The 18,123-nt window shown below is 69.6% G+C and carries 15 protein-coding genes and 3 pseudogenes; 5 read left to right on the top strand and 13 right to left on the bottom strand.

Going from position 1 to position 18,123, the window contains the following annotated elements; genetic code table 11:
* A partial coding sequence (locus BUB97_RS24320) for a transposase (RefSeq protein WP_175562737.1) occupies positions 1-193 on the top strand: 193 nt, incomplete at its 5' end.
* Positions 194-574: 381 nt separating this feature from the next.
* Here the strand turns inward: BUB97_RS24320 and BUB97_RS27120 are convergent.
* The 3 genes and pseudogenes from BUB97_RS27120 to BUB97_RS24305 all read right to left on the bottom strand — a co-directional run.
* Positions 575-802: pseudogene (locus tag BUB97_RS27120) on the bottom strand (FAD-linked oxidase C-terminal domain-containing protein); the annotation flags it as partial.
* A 69-nt stretch (positions 803-871) separates the two neighbouring features.
* A complete protein-coding gene (locus BUB97_RS24310; RefSeq protein WP_073140224.1) occupies positions 872-1,888 on the bottom strand; it encodes a hydroxyacid dehydrogenase in 1,017 nt (338 codons plus the stop codon).
* A 65-nt stretch (positions 1,889-1,953) separates the two neighbouring features.
* A complete protein-coding gene (locus BUB97_RS24305) occupies positions 1,954-2,634 on the bottom strand; it encodes an RraA family protein (RefSeq protein ID WP_086062534.1) in 681 nt (226 codons plus the stop codon).
* Between the two features lie 127 nt (positions 2,635-2,761).
* Here BUB97_RS24305 and BUB97_RS24300 point away from each other — a divergent pair, with 127 nt between their 5' ends.
* The 3 genes from BUB97_RS24300 to BUB97_RS24290 are packed head-to-tail and all read left to right on the top strand — an operon-like array spanning position 2,762 to position 5,467.
* Positions 2,762-3,760, top strand: a complete 999-nt coding sequence (locus tag BUB97_RS24300) for a Bug family tripartite tricarboxylate transporter substrate binding protein (protein WP_217659753.1) — start codon at positions 2,762-2,764, stop codon at positions 3,758-3,760.
* Positions 3,761-3,767: 7 nt separating this feature from the next.
* Positions 3,768-4,691: an SMP-30/gluconolactonase/LRE family protein gene (locus BUB97_RS24295; protein ID WP_073140218.1), complete on the top strand. Its 924-nt coding sequence runs from the start codon at positions 3,768-3,770 to the stop codon at positions 4,689-4,691.
* Between the two features lie 59 nt (positions 4,692-4,750).
* The gene (locus BUB97_RS24290) at positions 4,751-5,467 is read left to right on the top strand and encodes an IclR family transcriptional regulator (protein ID WP_073140230.1); all 717 of its coding nucleotides are present in this window, start codon (positions 4,751-4,753) and stop codon (positions 5,465-5,467) included.
* Between the two features lie 144 nt (positions 5,468-5,611).
* On the opposite strand, the pseudogene BUB97_RS27115 reads toward BUB97_RS24290, so the two are convergent.
* The 10 genes and pseudogenes from BUB97_RS27115 to BUB97_RS24240 form a co-directional block, all read right to left on the bottom strand.
* Positions 5,612-5,914: pseudogene (locus BUB97_RS27115) on the bottom strand (transposase); the annotation flags it as partial.
* A gap of 362 nt (positions 5,915-6,276) precedes the next feature.
* Positions 6,277-8,649 carry a xanthine dehydrogenase family protein molybdopterin-binding subunit gene (locus BUB97_RS24280; RefSeq protein ID WP_073140215.1) on the bottom strand — a complete coding sequence of 791 codons (2,373 nt, stop codon included), beginning with the start codon at positions 8,647-8,649 and terminating at the stop codon, positions 6,277-6,279.
* The gene (locus BUB97_RS24275) at positions 8,646-9,497 is read right to left on the bottom strand and encodes an N-formylglutamate amidohydrolase (protein ID WP_073140212.1); all 852 of its coding nucleotides are present in this window, start codon (positions 9,495-9,497) and stop codon (positions 8,646-8,648) included. The genes BUB97_RS24280 and BUB97_RS24275 overlap by 4 nt, the downstream gene beginning before the upstream one ends.
* A gap of 11 nt (positions 9,498-9,508) precedes the next feature.
* Positions 9,509-10,180, bottom strand: a complete 672-nt coding sequence (locus tag BUB97_RS24270) for a GntR family transcriptional regulator (RefSeq protein WP_073140209.1) — start codon at positions 10,178-10,180, stop codon at positions 9,509-9,511.
* The gene (locus tag BUB97_RS24265) at positions 10,177-12,183 is read right to left on the bottom strand and encodes a dipeptide ABC transporter ATP-binding protein (RefSeq protein WP_073140206.1); all 2,007 of its coding nucleotides are present in this window, start codon (positions 12,181-12,183) and stop codon (positions 10,177-10,179) included. The genes BUB97_RS24270 and BUB97_RS24265 overlap by 4 nt, the downstream gene beginning before the upstream one ends.
* Entirely contained in the window at positions 12,180-13,016 is an 837-nt protein-coding gene (locus BUB97_RS24260) for an ABC transporter permease (protein ID WP_073140227.1), read from the bottom strand. The genes BUB97_RS24265 and BUB97_RS24260 overlap by 4 nt, the downstream gene beginning before the upstream one ends.
* A complete protein-coding gene (locus BUB97_RS24255) occupies positions 13,000-13,956 on the bottom strand; it encodes an ABC transporter permease (RefSeq protein ID WP_073140203.1) in 957 nt (318 codons plus the stop codon). Before BUB97_RS24255 ends, BUB97_RS24260 begins: the two co-directional genes overlap by 17 nt.
* 3 nt (positions 13,957-13,959) lie before the next feature.
* Complete coding sequence (locus BUB97_RS24250; protein ID WP_073140201.1) at positions 13,960-15,462, bottom strand: ABC transporter substrate-binding protein; 1,503 nt, start codon at positions 15,460-15,462, stop codon at positions 13,960-13,962.
* Between the two features lie 25 nt (positions 15,463-15,487).
* Complete coding sequence (locus BUB97_RS24245) at positions 15,488-16,738, bottom strand: M20/M25/M40 family metallo-hydrolase (protein ID WP_073140198.1); 1,251 nt, start codon at positions 16,736-16,738, stop codon at positions 15,488-15,490.
* On the bottom strand, positions 16,738-17,544 hold the full coding sequence (locus tag BUB97_RS24240) for an N-formylglutamate amidohydrolase (RefSeq protein WP_073140195.1): 807 nt from the start codon (positions 17,542-17,544) through the stop codon (positions 16,738-16,740). The genes BUB97_RS24245 and BUB97_RS24240 overlap by 1 nt, the downstream gene beginning before the upstream one ends.
* A 274-nt stretch (positions 17,545-17,818) precedes the next feature.
* Between BUB97_RS24240 and BUB97_RS24235 the strand changes: the two are divergent.
* Positions 17,819-18,123, top strand: a pseudogene (locus BUB97_RS24235) (IS21 family transposase); the annotation flags it as partial.

Here is an 18,123-nt window from a genome sequence, read left to right as displayed (position 1 = left end):
CACCACCCGGCACGAGAGCCATGCCCTGTCCCAGAAACACCGCAAGCGCATCGAGGAGGCTTTCGGCTGGGCCAAGACCGTCGGCGGCATGGCCCAGACCGTCTATCGTCGCATCGAACGCGTGCGATCCCGCTTCATCCTGACGATGGTCGCCAACAACCTGGCCCGACTGCCCCGGCTGCTGGCAGCATGAAGCCGAAAACCGGCATCCGGCGTCCATGCCGCTCGTAGGAACGGGCCGGACGCGCAAAGCCGCTGGTCCCTCCGACGGGAAAACGCTCCAGAACGCCGAGTAATTCAGCGACCTGCTAGGGGAGTGCCGGCGCTCCCGCATGTCCTTCCAGGGCGGGCACATCGCGTCGGCGGCATCCCAGTTGAAGCAGGCGCCGTTGCCATTGCAGTGCATGGCCGTATCGTAGCGCGCGCGCACCGCCTCCGGAATTGCGCGGTCGGCCGCGCCGCGCGTCGGCACGCCGTCCACACGCAGCAGGGCGCCGCCATCCATCGGCGTCGCGATCTTGCCGGGGTTGAGCTGGTAATGCGGGTCGAAGGCGGCCTTCACGGCCTGCACTGGCGGGTAGAGCGGGCCGAAGAAGCGCGGGGAGTACTCGGATCGCACGCCCTTGCCGTGCTCGCCCCAAAGCAGGCCGTCATAGCGCTGCGTGAGTGCCGCAACGGCGCCGGAGACCTCGCGGATGAGGCGTTCCTGGGCCGGATCCTTCATGTCGATGGCGGGGCGGACATGCAGCACGCCGGCATCGACATGGCCGAACATGCCGTAGTCCAGCCCGGCGCCGTCCAGCAGCGCCCGGAATTCGGCGATGTAGTCGGTGCCGGCGCCTCGGGGATGCGCGGGATCATGGCCGCCCTTTCAGACCGCCTGCACGAGGTCGGCGGGCAGGCTGCCCTGAACCACCACCGCGCCCTCCAGCGCGGGCAGGCGTCCGGCCAGGACCGCGATGATGCTCTCCGCTGCGCCGCAGGCCATGCCGGCCGCGCCGCGCGGCGTGTTGGCGGCCAGGTGCGGCGTGGGGACGACGCGCGGGTGGGTGCGGAAGGGGCTGTCGGCCTCCAGCGGCTCCTTCGCGAAGACGTCCACGCCCGCCCAGCTTACCTGGCCGGAATCGAGTGCCGCCAGCAGCGCGTCCTGGTCCACGATGCCGCCGCGGGCGGTGTGGACGAGGATGGCGCCGCGGGGCAGCAGCGCCAATTCCTGCGCGCCGATCATGCCGCGCGTTTCGGGCTCCAGCGGGCAGTGGAGGGAGAGCACCTCGGAGCGGGGCAGAAGCTCAGCCAGGGTCGCGACGCGCTCGCCCGGCCCGGGCAGGCCGCTCCCGGGCAGGTAGGGATCGTAGGCGAGCACGCGCATGCCGAAGGCGGATGCCATGCGCGCCACCTTGGAGCCGATCGCGCCGTAGCCGACCAGGCCGAGCGTCATCCCGTCGATGTCGCGGGTCATGCGGGAGGTCTTCTCCCAGAGCCCCTCGCGCATCCCGCCCACCACCGAGGGCAGGTCCTTCAGCATGGTGAGCATCAGCGCCATCGCGTGCTCGGCAACCGAGCGGGAGTTCGCTCCGGCCGCGCGGGTCACGGTGAGGCCCCGGGCGCGGGCCGCGGGGATGTCGATCCCGTCGATGCCGGCGCCGTGGCGCGCGACGACGCGGAGCCCGGGCGCCGCGGCATCCATGACAGTGCCGTTGATGATGCACTGCCGGTGCAGGATCGCCACCGGGCGGTGCTCGCCGATGTTGGCGAGAAGCTCCTCCTCGCTCGGGTAGCCGCTGGTGCAGCGGACGGCGTAGCCCGCCTGCTCCAGCATGGCGACAGCCTCCGCGGCCAGCCAGGCGGCGGAGACAAGCACATTGGGACGCGAGGCGAGGTCGGACATGAGGCGGTCCCCAGAGAGATTTCGAAAGGCAGGGTCAGGCAGGTTCGCGTGTACGCGGAGTGGCCCTAGTCGAGCCCCTCGCATCGCAGCTTGCGGAGCGCGGCGTCCACCCAGGAGGCGTCGTGGGTTCCGGCCGCGATGTTGGCCATCTGCTTCTCCTCCGCGGCGTGCTTCGCAGCGGCGGCCGCGTGGATCGCCTCCGCCTCGTCGAAGGGCACGCAGAGAAGCCCGTCATCGTCTCCGAGCACGAGGTCGCCCGGCGCGATCACCATGCCGTCGATGGCGACCGGCACGTTGATCTCGCCCGGGCCGTCCTTGTAGGGGCCGCGATGCGTGACCCCGGCGGCGAAGACCGGGAAGTCCTGCGCGCGGATGGCCGCGCTGTCGCGGATCGCGCCGTTGATGACGATGCCAGCGAGGCCGCGTTGCACCATCTGCACCAGCATCAACTCGCCGATCAGCGCGTTGGTCAGGTCGCCGCCCGCATCCACCACGATCACGTCGCCGGGTTGCGAGAGGCCGATGGCCTTGTGGATCATCAGGTTGTCGCCAGGGCGTGTCCGCACCGTCAGGGCAGGGCCGGCGAGGATGGCGCCAGCGGCCTGCATCGGCCGCAGCCGCGCGCCGCCGGCCGTCATGCGGGACATGACGTCGCTGACATTGGCGACGGGCAGGGCGCGGAAGCGCGCGATGACGGCGGCGTCCACCTGCCGGATGCGCCGATGAATGCGGAAGCCGATCGCCACGGCCGTCCTCCCAGGTGCCGGCGCCGATGCACGCCGTTTTGTTGACATCGCTGCGCCCCCGGTGCCAGAACACCCAAACAAAACGCAACGGCGTTTCGAAATAGCCGAGCGGAAAGAGGAAGCGCAAGTGTTCAATCATCATCCCCATCGCGTTACCCGCCGCGCCCTGCTCGGGGTCGGTCTGGCAGCCCCCTTTGTCGGACCCCTCCGCCCGGCGCTGGCGCAGGGGGAGTACCCGTCCCGACCCGTGCGGGTGATCGTGCCCTGGGCGCCGGGCGGTGCGGTCGATACGCTCGCGCGCCGGATCTCCCAGAAGCTGACGGACGCGCTGGGCCAGAGCTTCGTGGTGGAGAACAAGTCCGGCGCCACCGGCACGATCGGCGCGGGGGAGGCGGCGCGTGCCGCGCCGGACGGCTACACCCTGATGGCCATGGACAACACCTACGCCATGCTGCCCTACCTTTTCAGCCGCCTTCCGTTCGACCAGGCGACGGCCTTCCATCCGATCAGCGTCACGGCCTTCTCGCCGATCCTCCTCGCGGTCGGGGAGAAGTCGCCCTACCGGGACCTCGCCTCCCTTGTCGCCGCGGCGAAGAAGGACCCGGAGAAGCTCACCTACGGCACGGGCGGCATCGGCAGCGCCCCGCATTTCGCGACCCTCGCCTTCGAGCGCGCGGCGGGGGTGAAGCTTTACCAGGTGCCCTATCGCGGCGCTGGCGAGGCGGTGATCGGCGTTCTCTCGGGGAACGTGGATCTCGTGATGATCTCGCCCGGCTCGGCGCTGGGGAACATCCGCGGCGGCCAGCTCCGGCCGCTCGCCATCAGCGGGAATCACCGGGTCGCGGCGCTGCCGGAGGTGCCCACCTTCGCCGAGGCCGGTCTGCCGGGCTACAGCGTGATCAACTGGTCGGGCCTCGCCGCCCCGAAAGGCACGCCGGATACGATCGTGGCGCGGCTGCACGCGGAGATGACCCGCGCCTTGGAGGCGCCGGACATGAAGGCCTTCATCGCCGAGCTCGGCTCCGAGCCCGGGGGGATTACCCCGGGCGCCTTCTCGCGGCTGCTGACCGAGGAGGCGGCGCGCTGGCGCGAGGTCGCCACCTCCGGCGGCATCGAGCGGCAGTGAGACGGCGATGAGCTTCTTCGCCCCGCCGCCGCGCATCGAGACCGAGGTCTTCACGCGCCTGCCGGACCGGTACCGGAACGCGCGCCGCACGGCCTGGGCCGACGCAAACCGTGCCGGGCGGCCGGTGGACAGCTTCCTGGAAGGCCCCTCCTTCGACCGCCAGGGCCGGCTCTACGTCACCGACATTCCCTTCGGCCGCGTGTTCCGCATCTCCCCGGAAGGGGAATGGGAGCAGGTGGCCGAGTATGACGGCTGGCCGAACGGGCTGAAGATCCATCGGGACGGGCGTATCTTCATCACGGACTACAAGCGCGGGATCATGCTGCTGGACCCCGACCGCGGCACGGTCACGCCCTTCCTGGAGACGGCGCGATCCGAGAGCTTCAAGGGCGTCAACGACCTCGTCTTCGGCCCGGGCGGCGAGCTCTACTTCACCGACCAGGGCCAGACTGGGCTGCAGGACCCGACGGGGCGTGTCTACCGCCTGGGCACGGACGGCCGCCTGGACCTCCTCATCGGAACGGTCCCCAGCCCCAACGGCATCGTGGTGGCGCCGGACGCCTCCTTCCTGCTGGTGGCGGTGACTCGGGCGAACCAGATCTGGCGCCTGCCGCTGCACGCGGATGGCAGCGTCACGAAGGCGAGCATCTTCTGCCACCTGCACGGCGGGCCGAGCGGGCCGGACGGGCTGGCGTTGGACGAGGAGGGCTGCCTGCTGGTGGCCCATGCCGGCTTCGGCACGGTCTGGCGCCTCTCCCCACGGGCGGAGCCCCTGGCGCGCATCGCTTCCTCTGCCGGGTGGTCCACCACCAACTTTGCCTTCGGCGGTCCGGACCGACGCGCTCTCTTCATCACGGAATCGGAGACCGGGAGCATTCTCAGGGCAGGGCTCGAGGTGCCGGGTCTTCCGCTCTTCTCCCACAGGGACTGAACGGGGCGGCCCCAGAGCTGGCTTGCGGCGGGGGGGAACGGACCTTAACCGTGCATGACATGACCACCCAAACCCGTTCGAACGCCTCGCTGGAGGGCGTCGCCTCGGCAGGCCGGGCCCTCACCCTGCTCTCGGCCTTCCGCAGGGGCGACGACGCCGTGACCCTGGCGGAGCTGACCGCCAGGACGGGCCTGGTGAAGACCACGATCATGCGGCTGGCCATCTCGCTGGAGGAGCATGGCTATCTCACCCGCATTCCGGACGGCTCCTACCGGCTGGGTGCGGAGCTGTTCCGTCTCGGCTCGGTCTACCAGCAATCCTTCCGGGTGGAGTCCTACGTGATGCCCGCGCTGGAGAGGCTGGTCGTGGCGACGAGCGAGAGCGCCTCCTTCTACGTTCGCAGCGGGGAGCACCGGCTCTGCCTCTACCGCGTCGATTCCCCGCACCGCTTGCGGCTGCATGTTCGGCAGGGCGACATGCTGCCGATGGACAACTCCGCCATCGCCCAGGTGCTGCGCATCTTCGGGGCCGTGCCCCTGCCACCCGAGGCGGCCACGACGGCGGTTCCGCTCTACACGGGCGGAGAGAGGGACCCGCATGTCGCGGGCATGGCGACCCCGGTCTTCGGGCCGGGCGAGAGCTTCGCTGGGGCGCTCTGCCTCACCGGGCCGGTGACCCGGCTGACGCGGGACGCTGCGGGAGCAGCCGGTCCGATGCTGCTCCAGGTCGCGGCGGACCTGACGCGCTCGCTCGGTGGCGTGCTCCCGACCGGGTAGCGAAGGGGCGGTTCGGGCCTCGGGTTACGCCGGCGTGTCCGCCGTCGGAGTATTCTCTGCTGGACGCCAATGGCCAGGATAAGCGCAGAGCAGACTGCCATGGTGGAACGTGCGCTGCTCAGCCAGGCAGCGTCCGTTGCATTCGAGCCAGAAGATGTCGGTGGCGGCGAGTGTGATGGCGCCGAAGAAGGTGGTGGGGCATCGGTCGTAGCGGATTGCGATGCGTCGCCAGTCCTTGGGTCGGCCGAAGGCGATCTCGATGCGGTGGCGCAGGCGGTAGAGCGCCTTGTCGTAGGGGATGGGCTGCTTGCGGTTCTTCTTGGGCGGGATGCAGGCGGCGATGCCGCGCTCGGCGAGCGCGGTGCGGAACGGGTTGCTGTCGTAGCCGCGGTCGACCACGCGTGGGATGCCATGCGAGCTCGGGAAGTGCGGCTGGATGCGCCGCATCTGAGCCGGGGTGAGCAGGAACGGGACGGACATCAGGGCACCTCCGCCCCCACCGCACGTGGCTCGGGGCGCCGCAAGCAGATTAACGGGTCCTGAGCCTAAATCGCCCAAGTCCCAAGCTCCGGGGAGACGCACACCTCTCCAGCGGCAGAAAACAGCACCCGTTCCACCTTCGAAGTATCAAGGTGCACGCCGCAAATGCAGCAAAAACACACAGAAAAGCGCGATCCCACCCCCACCAGAGAAAACTTCGTCTGAGAGAGACCGGAGCAGCGGTACGAGCTGGGCGCAAACATTCTCTGGGCGATGGATTTATTCCGTCCCGCTCGGATAAGGCTGGTCTCCGGTGTTCAGACGCCAGATTAGCCAGGCAGCGCTGCTGTTTTGATGGCCTTCCAAACCTTCTGCGGCGTGACCGGCATGTCGATGTCGGTCACTCCCAGGGGCCCGAGGGCGTCGAGAACGGCGTTGATGATGGCGGGCGGCAATCCGACTGAACCGACCTCCGCACAACCCTTGGCGCCGAAGGCATTGCCGGGGGAAGGAGTCGGGCACATGACAACGGTATAGGAGGGCAGGTCGCCGGCTCGCGGCAAGCAGTAATCCTGCAGCGAAGCTGCGAGAGGCTGCCCGGTCCCGTCGTATGGCAGCTCCTCTAGAAGAGCCTGCCCCATCCCCTGCGCCAGCCCACCATGAATCTGCCCATCCACAATCAGGGGGTTGATGACGTTGCCGACATCGTCGGCCGCCGTGACCGCGACGAGGCCTACCTCGCCCACCTCCGGATCAATCTCGACCTCGGCGATGTGGCAGCCGCCGGGAAAGGTCCAGTTCTCCGGCTCGTAAAACGCCGTCTCGTCCAGCCCGGGCTCCAGCCCCGTGGGATAGTCGTGCAGGGTGTAGGCAGCGCGTGCCACCTCCTGGAACGAGATGACGCGGTCGGTCCCGGCAACGGCGAAATGGCCGTCCTGGAGTACGAGATCCGCTTCCGATGCCTCCATGAGATGCGCGGCGATCTGCCGTCCCTTGGTGACCACTTTCTCAACCGCGCGCAGGATCGCGGACCCACCGACGACAAGCGAGCGCGAAGCCGCGGTGCCTCGCCCGAACGGCACCTGAGCCGTGTCGCCCTGCACGACCTGGACACGATCGATCGGCACGCCCAGCCTCTCCGAGACGATCTGGGCAAAGACCGTCTCGTGCCCCTGCCCGTGGCTGTGGGCGCCGCTGAACACCGTGACATCGCCGCCCGGATGAACCCGCAGCTGAGCGGATTCCGCGCGCCCACCCCTGGCCCCCTGCTGCCCGGCCACCCGGGACGGCGTGGCGCCGGCAATCTCGACATAGGTCGAGACCCCCAGCCCCCGCAGCTTCCCCCGTGCGGCAGCCTCGCGCCGCCGCTCCTCGAAGCCGGCAAAGCCGCTCGCCGCCAGCGCCGCGTCCAGGCAGGCACCATGGTCGCCCACATCGTATTCCAGCCCCACCGGCGTGCGGTACGGGAAGTCGCCGGGGCGGATGAAGTTGAGCCGGCGGAGCGCGACCCGGTCCCGCCCGGTCTCCCGCGCCGCCTGGTCCACGAGCCGCTCCAGGACGTAGGTCGCCTCCGGCCGGCCCGCACCCCGATAGGCGTCCACCTGCACGGTGTTGGTGAAGGCCAGGCGCACGCGGCAGTGAATGGCGGGCGTGCGATACACGCCCGCCAGCAGCGGCGCGTAGTAGTAGGTCGGGATCCCCGCCCCCGCGCCGGAGAGGTAGGCGCCGAGATTCGCCAGCGTGTCCACGCGCAGTCCGATGAAGCGGCCTTCCGCGTCGAGCGCGAGCTCCGCCTCCGTGCGGTGGTCCCGTCCCTGCACGTCGGTGAGGAAGGCTTCGGACCGATCACCCACCCAGCGGATCGATGCGCCCAGGCGCCGCGCGGCCCAGGTGAGTACCGTCTCCTCGGGATAGAGGAAGATCTTCGTTCCAAAGCCGCCGCCCACATCCGGTGAGACGACGCGCAAAAGGCTCTCCGGGATGCGCAACACAGAATTGGCCAGGGTGGAGCGGATGGTATGCGGGTTCTGGCTCGTGGTGTGGAGGATCGTCTGGCCGGTGCCAGGGTCGTGCTCCGCCAAAGCGGCACGCGGCTCCATGGGATGGGGGACGAGCCGGTTGTTGGTGAGGGACAGGCGCGTGACGTGCTGGGCGCGGGCGAAGGCCGCCTCCACGGTCGCCGTGTCGCCGAGGGACCAGTCGCAGCAGAGATTCCCGGGCACATCGTCGAACAGCGCCGGGGCGCCGGGCGCCAGGGCGGCCGCGCTGTCCGTGACCGCCGACAGCACCTCCCACTCCGGATCCAATCTCTCGGCCGCGTCGCGGGCCTGCCGGGCGTCGCGCGCGATCACCACTGCCACCGGCTCCCCCACATGCCGGGCCCGGTCGAGCACCAGCGGCGGGTGGAGCGGCTCCGCCATCGGGCGCCCATCCGTGCCCGTGACCTTCCAGCCAGTCGGGATGGTCAGCACGCCGTCCGCCTGCAGCGCAGCCCCGCCGAAGGCCGCGACAACGCCGGGCATGGCAAGGGCCGGGGCAAGGTCCAACGCCAGGAGCCGCGCATGGGCGTGCGGCGAGCGGAGGAAGAAGGCGTGCAGCATGCCCGGCCGCTCCAGGTCCGCCACGTAGCGCCCCCGCCCCGTGAGGAAGCGGCGATCCTCGCGGCGCCGGACGGAGGCGCCGATGCCCGTGCCGCCCTTCATCCAGCCGCCGCGCCGCGGGCGAAGGCCAGGGCGTCCGCCACCATATCTCGCAAGTGTCCGCGCACGGTTTCGAAACGGGCGGAGCGCGTGACGCCGTCCGCCTCCAGGTAGAGCCGGCTGTTGATCTCGATCTGCAGGCTGTGGCGGCCACGGCCGGGATCGCCGTGGCGCCGCAGGATCTCCTGCCCCTTGAAGGGCCTGTTGATCGCGACCGTGTAGCCTAGTCGCGAGAGGGTGGAGGCGACCCGATCACGGAAGTCAGGAGCGCTGCTGCTGCCATCCCGGTCGCCGATGCAGAAATCGGCGCGGACCTCGCCGGGATCGGGCGACATGGGCGTGCCGACCGGTCCCATACGGTGGCAATTGAGGTGGTAGGCCCGCCCAAAGCGGGCAGCCGCCCCGTCCATCATGCGGGCGAGCTCGGCGTGGTAGGGGCGATGGTAGCGCTCGATCCGTGCCTGCACCTCCGCGATCGTCAGCTTGCGATCATAGATCGGCGTCCGCCCGCGGCCGAAGGCGGGAATCAGCCCGATGCCGAGCCTCACCTTCGGTCCGGGTCTCGCGCCTCCGGGCCAGGGCGCGCCCAGCAGGCTCTCGTCGATATCGTCCTCGGCGCGGTTCGGTTCGATCACGCTGTTCGCGAAGATCGCCGTCAGCACCGAGGCGCCCACCTCGGTTGCATCGGCATAGAGAGCATCGACGTGAAGGGATACATTGCCCTGCAGGGCGCGCAGGGGCGCGACCGCATCGAACTCAGGCGGGTAGTGGGTGCCGCTCTGCGGCAGGTCGATCACCAGCAGGCTCGGCTCGGCAGGATCGTCCCGCCGGAGGACTCCCTCCAGCAGCATCTGTGGCAGTCTCACGGACGGCGCCCCAGAGACGCCTGGCTGAAGGCCTCGATGAGGTCCATCAGTCGGTCAGAAGCCTCTGCCGCCGCCTGCACCTCCCCATCGGATGCCGCGAAGACGACGCCCGCGCAGGCCTGCGCCACCTCGGGCAGCACCGCCCCGGCATGGGTGAAGTAGAAGCGGCGGGACAAAGCGTGGATGGGAGCGATGGCGCGGGCAAGATAGGGGTTCCGCGCCGCCTGGACGAGAAGCTCTTTGTACTCGCGGTCGCAGTGCGCGACGGCATGCCGGTCGCCGGTCCGGGCTGCCGCGATATGGGCCTCCCCGACCTCGCGCATCCGGCGACGCTCCTCCGGGCGGGCTCGGAGGGCGGCGGCGCGGGCCAGGCCACGCTCCAGCTCCCGCCGCGCCTCTAGCAGCAGGAACTGTTGCGCGAAATCGGCCTCGGAGATCCGGAATCCGCTGCGGGGAACGACCTCGACCAGCCCATAGGCCTCCAGCCGCAGCATCGCCTCCCGCACCGGTGTCAGGCCGAGCCCGAGCAGGGCGGCCAGCGCCTTCTGCCCGATGACGGCCCCGGGCTCGAGCGCGCCGGTGACGATCATCCCCTCGATCTCGGCATAGGCGCGCTGGCCCAGCGGTTCCGCGGGGCGGAGCCGCGCGGTTGTCTCGGCGGCGCTCATCGCGCGGCCAGCTCCTCGACCGGGATGTGGCAGAGGATCCCGTGATCCGTGGCAGCGTGGCGCAGGGGCGGGGGCACGGTATCACAGCGCTCGTCGATTCGACGGTGGCAGCGGCCGGTGAAGCAGCAGCCGGGAATCGGCGCCCCGGTGTCGATCTCGCCCCGCAGGCGGATACGCGCCCCGGTGCGGAGCAGGGGCGCGGCTGAGAGCAGCGCCTCCGTGTAGGGGTGGTTCGGCGCGCGCAAGATGTCCTCCGTCGGCCCTTCCTCAACGAGGCGCCCGCGATAGAGGACGGCGACGCGATCCGCCAGATGCGCGACGACGGAGAGGTCGTGCGAGATGAAGAGGATGGCCACGCCCAGCTCGTCCCGCAGATCGGCCAGCAGGTTCACGATGGAGGCCTGGACCGAGACGTCGAGCGCCGAGACCGCCTCGTCGCAGAGCAGCACGCTCGGGCGGGTGGCCAGGGCGCGCGCGATGCCGACGCGCTGGCGCTCGCCGCCGCTGAGCTGGTGCGGGTAGCGATCCGCATAGGCGGCGGGCAGGCGGACGAGTTCCAGCAATTGCGCCACCCGGGCCGCGACCGGCGTCTCCTTCCAGCCGGAGAGGCGCACCGGCCGGCCGATCGCCTGCGCGACGGTGTGGCGCGGGTTGAGCGAGGAGCTGGGGTTCTGGAAGATCATCTGCGTGGCCAGCAGGGTGCGCCGCAGCGCCCCGCCGGAGGCGCGCAGCACGTCCCGCCCCTGCACCGCGATCTCGCCCGCATCGGGCTGCACGAGGCGGATGACGCAGCGGCCCAGCGTGGACTTGCCGGAGCCGGATTCACCGACGAGCCCCACGATCTCGCCGGGCCCGATCCGCAGGGAGACGCCGTCCAGCGCCCGCATGCCCGGGGCGGAGGCGCGGCCGAAGAGGCCCGCAGCCCAGCCACCGCGAGAGAAGGTCTTGCTGACCTCCCGGATCTCCACCACGGGCCCTGCCCCATCGGCCGCCGCCCAGCGCGCGCGCGCCGGCTCCGGCGCGGCCGGAGCCGGGTCCTCCAGCGGGGCGCGGCGGCAGCGGACGAGCTGATCCGGCGCCAGAGGGCGCATCACCTGCCGCTCGGCCACGCAGGCTTCCTCGCGGTAGCGGCAGCGCGGGGCGAAGTTGCAGCCCTGCATCGGCTGGAACGGGTCGGGAAGGCCGCCGGGAATCGGCGTCAGGCGATGCCCGCGATGGTCCAGCGTGGGCAGCGATCCCAGCAGGCCCGCGGTGTAGGGGTGCTGCGGGGCGGAGAGGATCGCGTCCGCCGAGCCCTGCTCGATGACCCGCCCGGCGTAGAGGACGACGACCTCATGCGCCACGCGCTGGATGACGCCGAGGTTGTGGCTGATGAAGACCATCGCCACGCCCCGGTCCTTCTGAAGACCGAGGAGGAGGTCCAGGATCTGCGCCTCGATCGTCACGTCCAGCGCGGTGGTCGGCTCGTCCAGCACCAGCAGCTCGGGGTCGCAGGCCAGGGCGGTGGCGATCATCGCGCGCTGGCGCATCCCGCCCGAGAGCTGGTGCGGGTAGGAGGCGGCGACCTCCGCCGCGCGCCCGATGCCGACGCTGTCCAGCAGGCGCGCGGCCTCGGCCATGGCGGAGGCGGCGTCCAGGCCGCGATGCACGGTCAGGGGCTCCGACACCTGCGCGCCGACGGTCAGCCCGGGGTTGAGGGAGAGGAAGGGGTCCTGGAACACCATGCCGATGCGCCGGCCGCGCGTCAGGCGGCGCTGTTCCGGCGCCATGGTCGTCAGCTCCTCCCCCTCGAGCCGCACCGAGCCAGCGGTGACCCGAGCGCCCGCGGGGAGGAGGCCCATCAGGGCGAGGGCGACCGTGCTCTTGCCCGAGCCGGATTCGCCGACGATGCCGAGGGTGCGGCCCCGTTCCAGCCGGGCGGAGAAGCCCTCCACTGCGTGCATCGGGCCGCGCGTGGTGCCGTAGGCGATGGCGAGATCGTCGATCTCCAGCAGCGCCGTCATGCCCGGCCCCGCATGCGGGGGTCGAGCAGGTCGCGCAGCCCGTCGCCCATGAGGTTGATCGCCACCACCGTCAGGCAGAGGGCGAGACCGGGCCCGAGGACGATCCAGGGGGCACTGTCGATGAAGGGCCGGGCCTCCGAGATCATCAGCCCCCAGTCGGAGCTGGGCGGCTGCACGCCGAGGCCAAGGAAGGAGAGGGCGGCGGCGAGCATGACGGCGAAGGTCATCCGCAGGGAAGCCTCTACGATGATGGCGGGCCAGGCATTGGGCAGGATCTCCCGCAGCAGGATCCAGGGCAGGCGCTCGCCGCGGCCCTGGGCGGCGAGCACGAACTCCTCCCGCGACAGGTCCAGCGCCACGCTGCGGACCAGGCGTGTCATCACCGGCACATAGATGATGCCGACCGCGATGGCGGTCTTCCACACGCTCGGCCGGGTGGCGGAGAGGATGAGCAGGCCCATTAGGATCGGGGGCACGGACATCAGCACGTCGATGATCCGCATCATCGCCTCGTCCACGAAGCCGCGAAGGTAGCCGGCAAGGAGCCCGAGCGGAATGCCGATGACGAGGCTGACCGCGGTGGCGGCAGCGCCGAGAAAGAGAGACGTGCGCCCCCCGATCAGGAGGCGGCTCAGCACGTCCCGCCCGAACTCGTCCGTGCCGAGCCAGTGGGCGGCCGAGGGCGCCTCCTTGATCGCCATGATGTCCATCTCGTCGTACGGATAGGGCGCGACCCAGGGCGCCGCGACCACCACAGCGACCAGCACGGCAAAGAGGCCGCCACCGATCAGGAGCGAGGCCGGCAGCCTGCCGCCCCTATTCAGCCGCGCCATGGTATCGAATCCTGGGATTGAGGAGGCTGTAGAGGATGTCGGCGCCGAGATTGGCGAAGGCGTAGATGGCCGTAATGACAAGGACGCCAGCCTGGATGACCGGGATATCCTTCTGTTCCACCGCGAAGATCAGGAGGCGGCCGAGGCCAGGGTAGGAGAACACCGTCTCCACCACCACGATCCCGCCCATCAGCACGCCGACATCGATGGCAAGGATGGTGATCGTCGGCAGCAGGGCATTGCGCAGCGCGTGGTGCCAAACGATACGGGATTCCGTGAGCCCCTTGGCCCGGGCGGCAACCACGTACTGCGCGCGCATCGTCTCCACCATGCTCGACCGCGTGAGGCGCGAGACATGGGGCACGAGGCCGGCCACGAGCGTGACGACCGGAAGGACGAGGTGCGAGGCCCAGGGCCCCACACCCTCGCTCATGGAAGTGTAGCCGGTGGCAGGAAGCCAGCGCAGCAGCCCCGCGAAGATCATGAGGGAGACGATCGCCCAGAAGAATTCCGGGATCGCGAGGGAGATAAAGTTGAGGGAGGACACCACCCGGTCCCCCAGTCGCCCATAGCGCAGCGCGGACCAGACGCCGGACCAGATCCCGACGACCGTCACAAGCGCCATGGAGATGACGGCGAGCTGGATGGAGTTTCCTATGGCATTGATGATCAGCGGGGCCACCGGCCGGTCCATCAGCATGGAGCGGCCGAAATCACCTCGGAGCACGCCGCCGATCCAGTCGCCGTACTGCACGATGATCGGTCGGTCGAGGCCGAGCTTGGCCTCCACCGCCGCGATCTGGTCCGGCGTCGCGAACTGCCCGAGGATGGAGTAGGCGACGTTGCCCGGCAGGATCTGGGTGATCCAGAAGATCAACGCCGACACCGCCAGGAGCACCAGCAGGATGGCTGCGAGCCGCTTGGCGATGTAGGCGGCCACCGGTCAGCCCTCGAGCGTCGCGTTACGAAGGTCCAGCCAGGCGTAGGGGTGCGTGCGGTAGCCCTTCAGCCGCGTGCGGTAGGCAGTGGCGAAGTTCAGCATGTAGGCGATGATGCCCGGCGGATCCTCCGTCACCACCTGCTGGAAGCGCTTGTAGAGGGTGGCCTGTTCCTCCGGCGTGCGGGCGGCCCGGGCAGCGTCCAGCAGCCGGTCCACCTCCTCGTTCTTGTAGTGCCACATCGTGCCGTTCCAGGTGCCCGTGCTGTGGAACCAGGGATAGGTGGCCGTGTCGGCGGTGGGGCGGGCGAAGTAGCCGTCCGCGTAGAACACCGCCTTGCCCGTCACCTCGGCATTGAAGCGGTTGTAGGGCAGCCGCCGCAGCTCGACCTGGATGCCGAGCGGGCGCAGCATCTGCTGCACGGCCAGCCCCATCCGCTCTCGGGTAGGGCGACCGACGGGGACGATGAGCGGGACGGAGAAGCCGTTCGGATACCCGGCTTCGGCCAGGAGGCGCTTCGCTTCCGCTATGTTCGGCCGGAAGCCGATATCGCCGTTGAAGAAGGGGCTGCCCGGCGGGATGGGCGTGTGGGTGGGCGCCCCCCGCCCGAAGACGGCGAAGCGGACGAGCGCGGCCTTGTCCAGCGCCAGCAGCACGGCGCGGCGGACGCGGGAGTCATCGAAGGGCTTCTGCACGTTGCTCAGCACCAGCCCGTCCCAGGTGCCGGTGGTCGCCTCGTCCACCTTGATGCCCTGCTCGCGCTCCAGCCCCTCCACGGCCTCCAGCGGCACGTTCCATATCATGTCGATGTCACCAGCCTTCAGGGCTGCTACCTTCGCCGCGTCCTCCGGGATAATCCGGAAGGTCACGCCCGCGAGCTTCGGAACGCCCGGCTCGAAATAGTCCGGGTTGCGCTCGAGGATCAGCCGGTCGCCGGGCTGGAAGGAGACGAAGCGGAAGGGACCGGTGCCGGAGGGTTCGGTGGAGAGCTTGTCCAGCCGGTCGGCGGGGATGATCTTGAGCTGGCGCTCCATCAGCAGCGACGGGAAGTCGCCATAGGGGATGGAGAGGTCGAAACGCACGGTGTGGTCATCCGGCGCCTCGACGTTGGCGACCATCAGGATCTGGCTGCGGCCCGGGGATCCCGTGGAGGGATCAAGGATGCGCTTGTAGGTCGCCAGCACGTCCGCGCTCGTCATCGCCCGCCCGTGGTGGAACTTCACGCCGCGGCGCAGGCGAAAGGTCCAGCTCTTCAGGTCAGGCGACGACTCCCAGGACTCGGCGAGGTCGGGATGGAGCTTTCGCTCCTCGTCGATCCGCGTCAGGCCGTTGAAGACGAGGTTGGAGTAGACATAGTCCTCCGCGATCCCGGCACGGGCTGGGTCGAGGTTGTTCAGGTTCGCGTTCAGCGTGGCACGCAGCACGCCGCCAGCTTGGGCGGAGGCCAATTTGGGCAGAGCCGGGGCACCGAGGACGAGGCTGGAGGCCAGAAGGCTGCGTCGCCGCATCGCGAACTCCTCTTGAGTGATGGTGTCAGGGACCGCCGAGGTAATCCCAGGCCGTGGCGGCGTGGACTTTCACGACGTGCAAGAACTCGTCCAGATCGACGCCCTCGTCCGGGCCGGCGAGCCGATCCGGGGAGACGCCGTAGTAGAAGGCGGGAATGCCGCGGTAGCGCCAGAACTTGCAGTCCGAGCCGCCCAGGCTGCAGGCTGGCAGGGGCGTCTCATGCCCGAGGGCGCGGACATTGGCCTGCACCAGCCCAACCAGCGGGTGCGCGGGATCGGACCAGCTCGCCGGGTTGCTGGCGGCCGCCTGCTCTTCCACCATCGTTTCCGGATGGCGCCGCAGAATCTCGTGTATGCGCGCCATGATCGGCGCCTTGTCCAGCCCCGGCGGCAGCCGGATATCCACCTGCGTCTCGCAGAGGCCGGGGATCATGTTCACCTTCGCGCCGCCGCGGATGACGCCGATGTTGACGCTGACCTTGCCGATCATCTCCATCGTGCCGGGGCCCATGGCGCTGTCGAGCGCCGCCACCGTGCCGGGCTCGTCCAGGATGGCCTTGAGCGGTGTGGGAAGGGAAACGGGGAAGTCGGTCAGCTCCTCCAGTTCCCCGATCAGCCGCGCGGCGAGCTTCACCGCGTTCGCGCTGCGATGCGTCGCCGCGCCGAAGCCGCCCGTGGTGCGCGTCGTGAAGGTGAGGCGCAGCGTGCCCTTCTCGCCGAAGCGCACCGTTTGCAGGCCACCGGGCTCGCCGTTCAGCACGGCATCGCCCAGGCACTCCTCCGCGAAGTTCTCCAGCAGGTACTTGGCCCCGTACTTCCCGCCCGTCTCCTCGTCCGAGACAGCGGTCAGGGTCAGGCGGCCCCGGAGGCTCTCCCGGTGCGGGAAGAGGTAGGCATAGGCCATGATAGAGGCCGCCGTTCCCGCCTTCATGTCAGCGGTTCCCCGGCCCCAGAGGCGGCTGCCCTCGATCTCGCCACTCCAGGGATCGCGCGTCCAGCCGTCTCCGGCGGGGAAGACGTCGATATGGCCATTCAGGACGAGATGGCTGCCGGGCGCGCCGCCCTCGAAGGAGCCGACGACATTCGGCAGGTGGTCCTGCGCGGCGAGGACGCGGTGCGGCAGGCTCCGCTCCGCCAGAAAGCGGGTGACGACGGCCGTCGCCTCCCGCGTGTCACCCGGCGGGTTTGGGGACGGCGCGCGGACGAAATCCGCCAGGAAGCCGATGATGACGTCGCGGTCCGCCTCAATCCGTGCGAGGAGGCCTGCCTTATCCATCAGCGCGCCTGGCTCCGCGCATAGGCCGCGATATCAGCCGCCACGCCGGCGAGATCCTCCTGGACCTTGTCGAAATCCGGCTTCTTCTGGAAGCTCTCCTCGTCCATGAAGAGCTCCTTGATCACCTCGATCTGGACGCTGTGCACGCCGGCTTCCGGCTTGCCGTGCAGCCGGATGGATTCGGCGCCCTTGAACGGGTCGTTGAAGGTCACGCTGTAGCCGCGCTTGCGCATAGCCTCCGCGATCGCCTCCATGAACTCGCGGGAGCTGGTGGTGCCATCGCGGTCGCTGAGGCAGAAGTCCTTGCGGCGCAGGCCGTGGTCATGGGCCGTGACCGGCCCGATCGTGCCCATGCAGTGGCAGCTCAGGTGGAAGGCGATGCCGAACTTCTGCCGGCGCTCCTCGATCAACTCCGCCAGGCGCGTGTGGTAGGGGCGCCAGTAGTGCTCGATCCGGTGCTTCACCTCGGCGACCGAGAGCTTGTCCGGGTAGAGGGCATGGCCACGGGCCTTACTGTGGATCAGCCCCATGCCCAGACGGTTCGACTTGTCCGTGGGATCCAGCGGCTCGGGCCAGGGCTCGAACAGGAGGGCGGGGTCGATATCGCGCTCGCCCCGATTTGCATCGATCCAGTTGTTGACGAAGGTGGCGTAGAGAAGGCCGCTGCCCGACTGAGGGGCCCGCGCCCAGATCTCCTCCACGTACTGCGACACGAGGAAGTGGACGTCGTTGAAAGGGGCCGTGCTGTGGAAGCCCAGCGGGTACTCACGGCCGCTGCGCGGAACGTCAAACACGCTCGGCGCCATGTCCCCTTCTGGCAAGGTGTACAGATAAACTCCGCGCTTGTACTCCACCGCCCGTTCCTCGAAATTTTTGCGATATATTCAGGTTGGGTTGGTTCGTTCTGGTCTGTCAAGCGCTGCTTTGGTGCCGTGGAAGATGGCGCGTCGGACCCGACGTAACCCTGTCTGTTGATTTGCACTGAGAGCTGACCCTGTAGGAGCCGAAGTTTTCGCTGAGAAATGACCCGTGTCTGTTCACCTCCCCGGCTGGATGGCCGGGGTTATCGGAGTGATCGACATGGAGTTGTTGAGCGTGATCCGCCGGTGGCACCACCGGGACCGCATCCCGATCCGCGAGATCGAGCGGCGGACGGGCCTGTCGCGGAACACGATCCGCAAGTACCTGCGGTCGGATGCCGTGGAGGTGCGGTTCAAGGTCCCCCAGCGCCCGAGCCGCCTGGACCCGTTCGCCGACAAGCTGTCGGAGTGGCTGAGGGTGGAGGCGGGCAAGGGCCGCAAGGGGAGGCGGACGGTGCGGCGGATCCACGCCGACCTGGTCGCCCTGGGTTATGCGGGATCCTACGCCCGGGTGGCGGCCTTCGT

Origin of the sequence: Muricoccus roseus, assembly GCF_900141905.1 — a bacterium.
Taxonomy (GTDB): domain Bacteria; phylum Pseudomonadota; class Alphaproteobacteria; order Acetobacterales; family Acetobacteraceae; genus Roseomonas; species Roseomonas rosea.
This window is presented reverse-complemented; position numbering and strand designations above follow the sequence as displayed.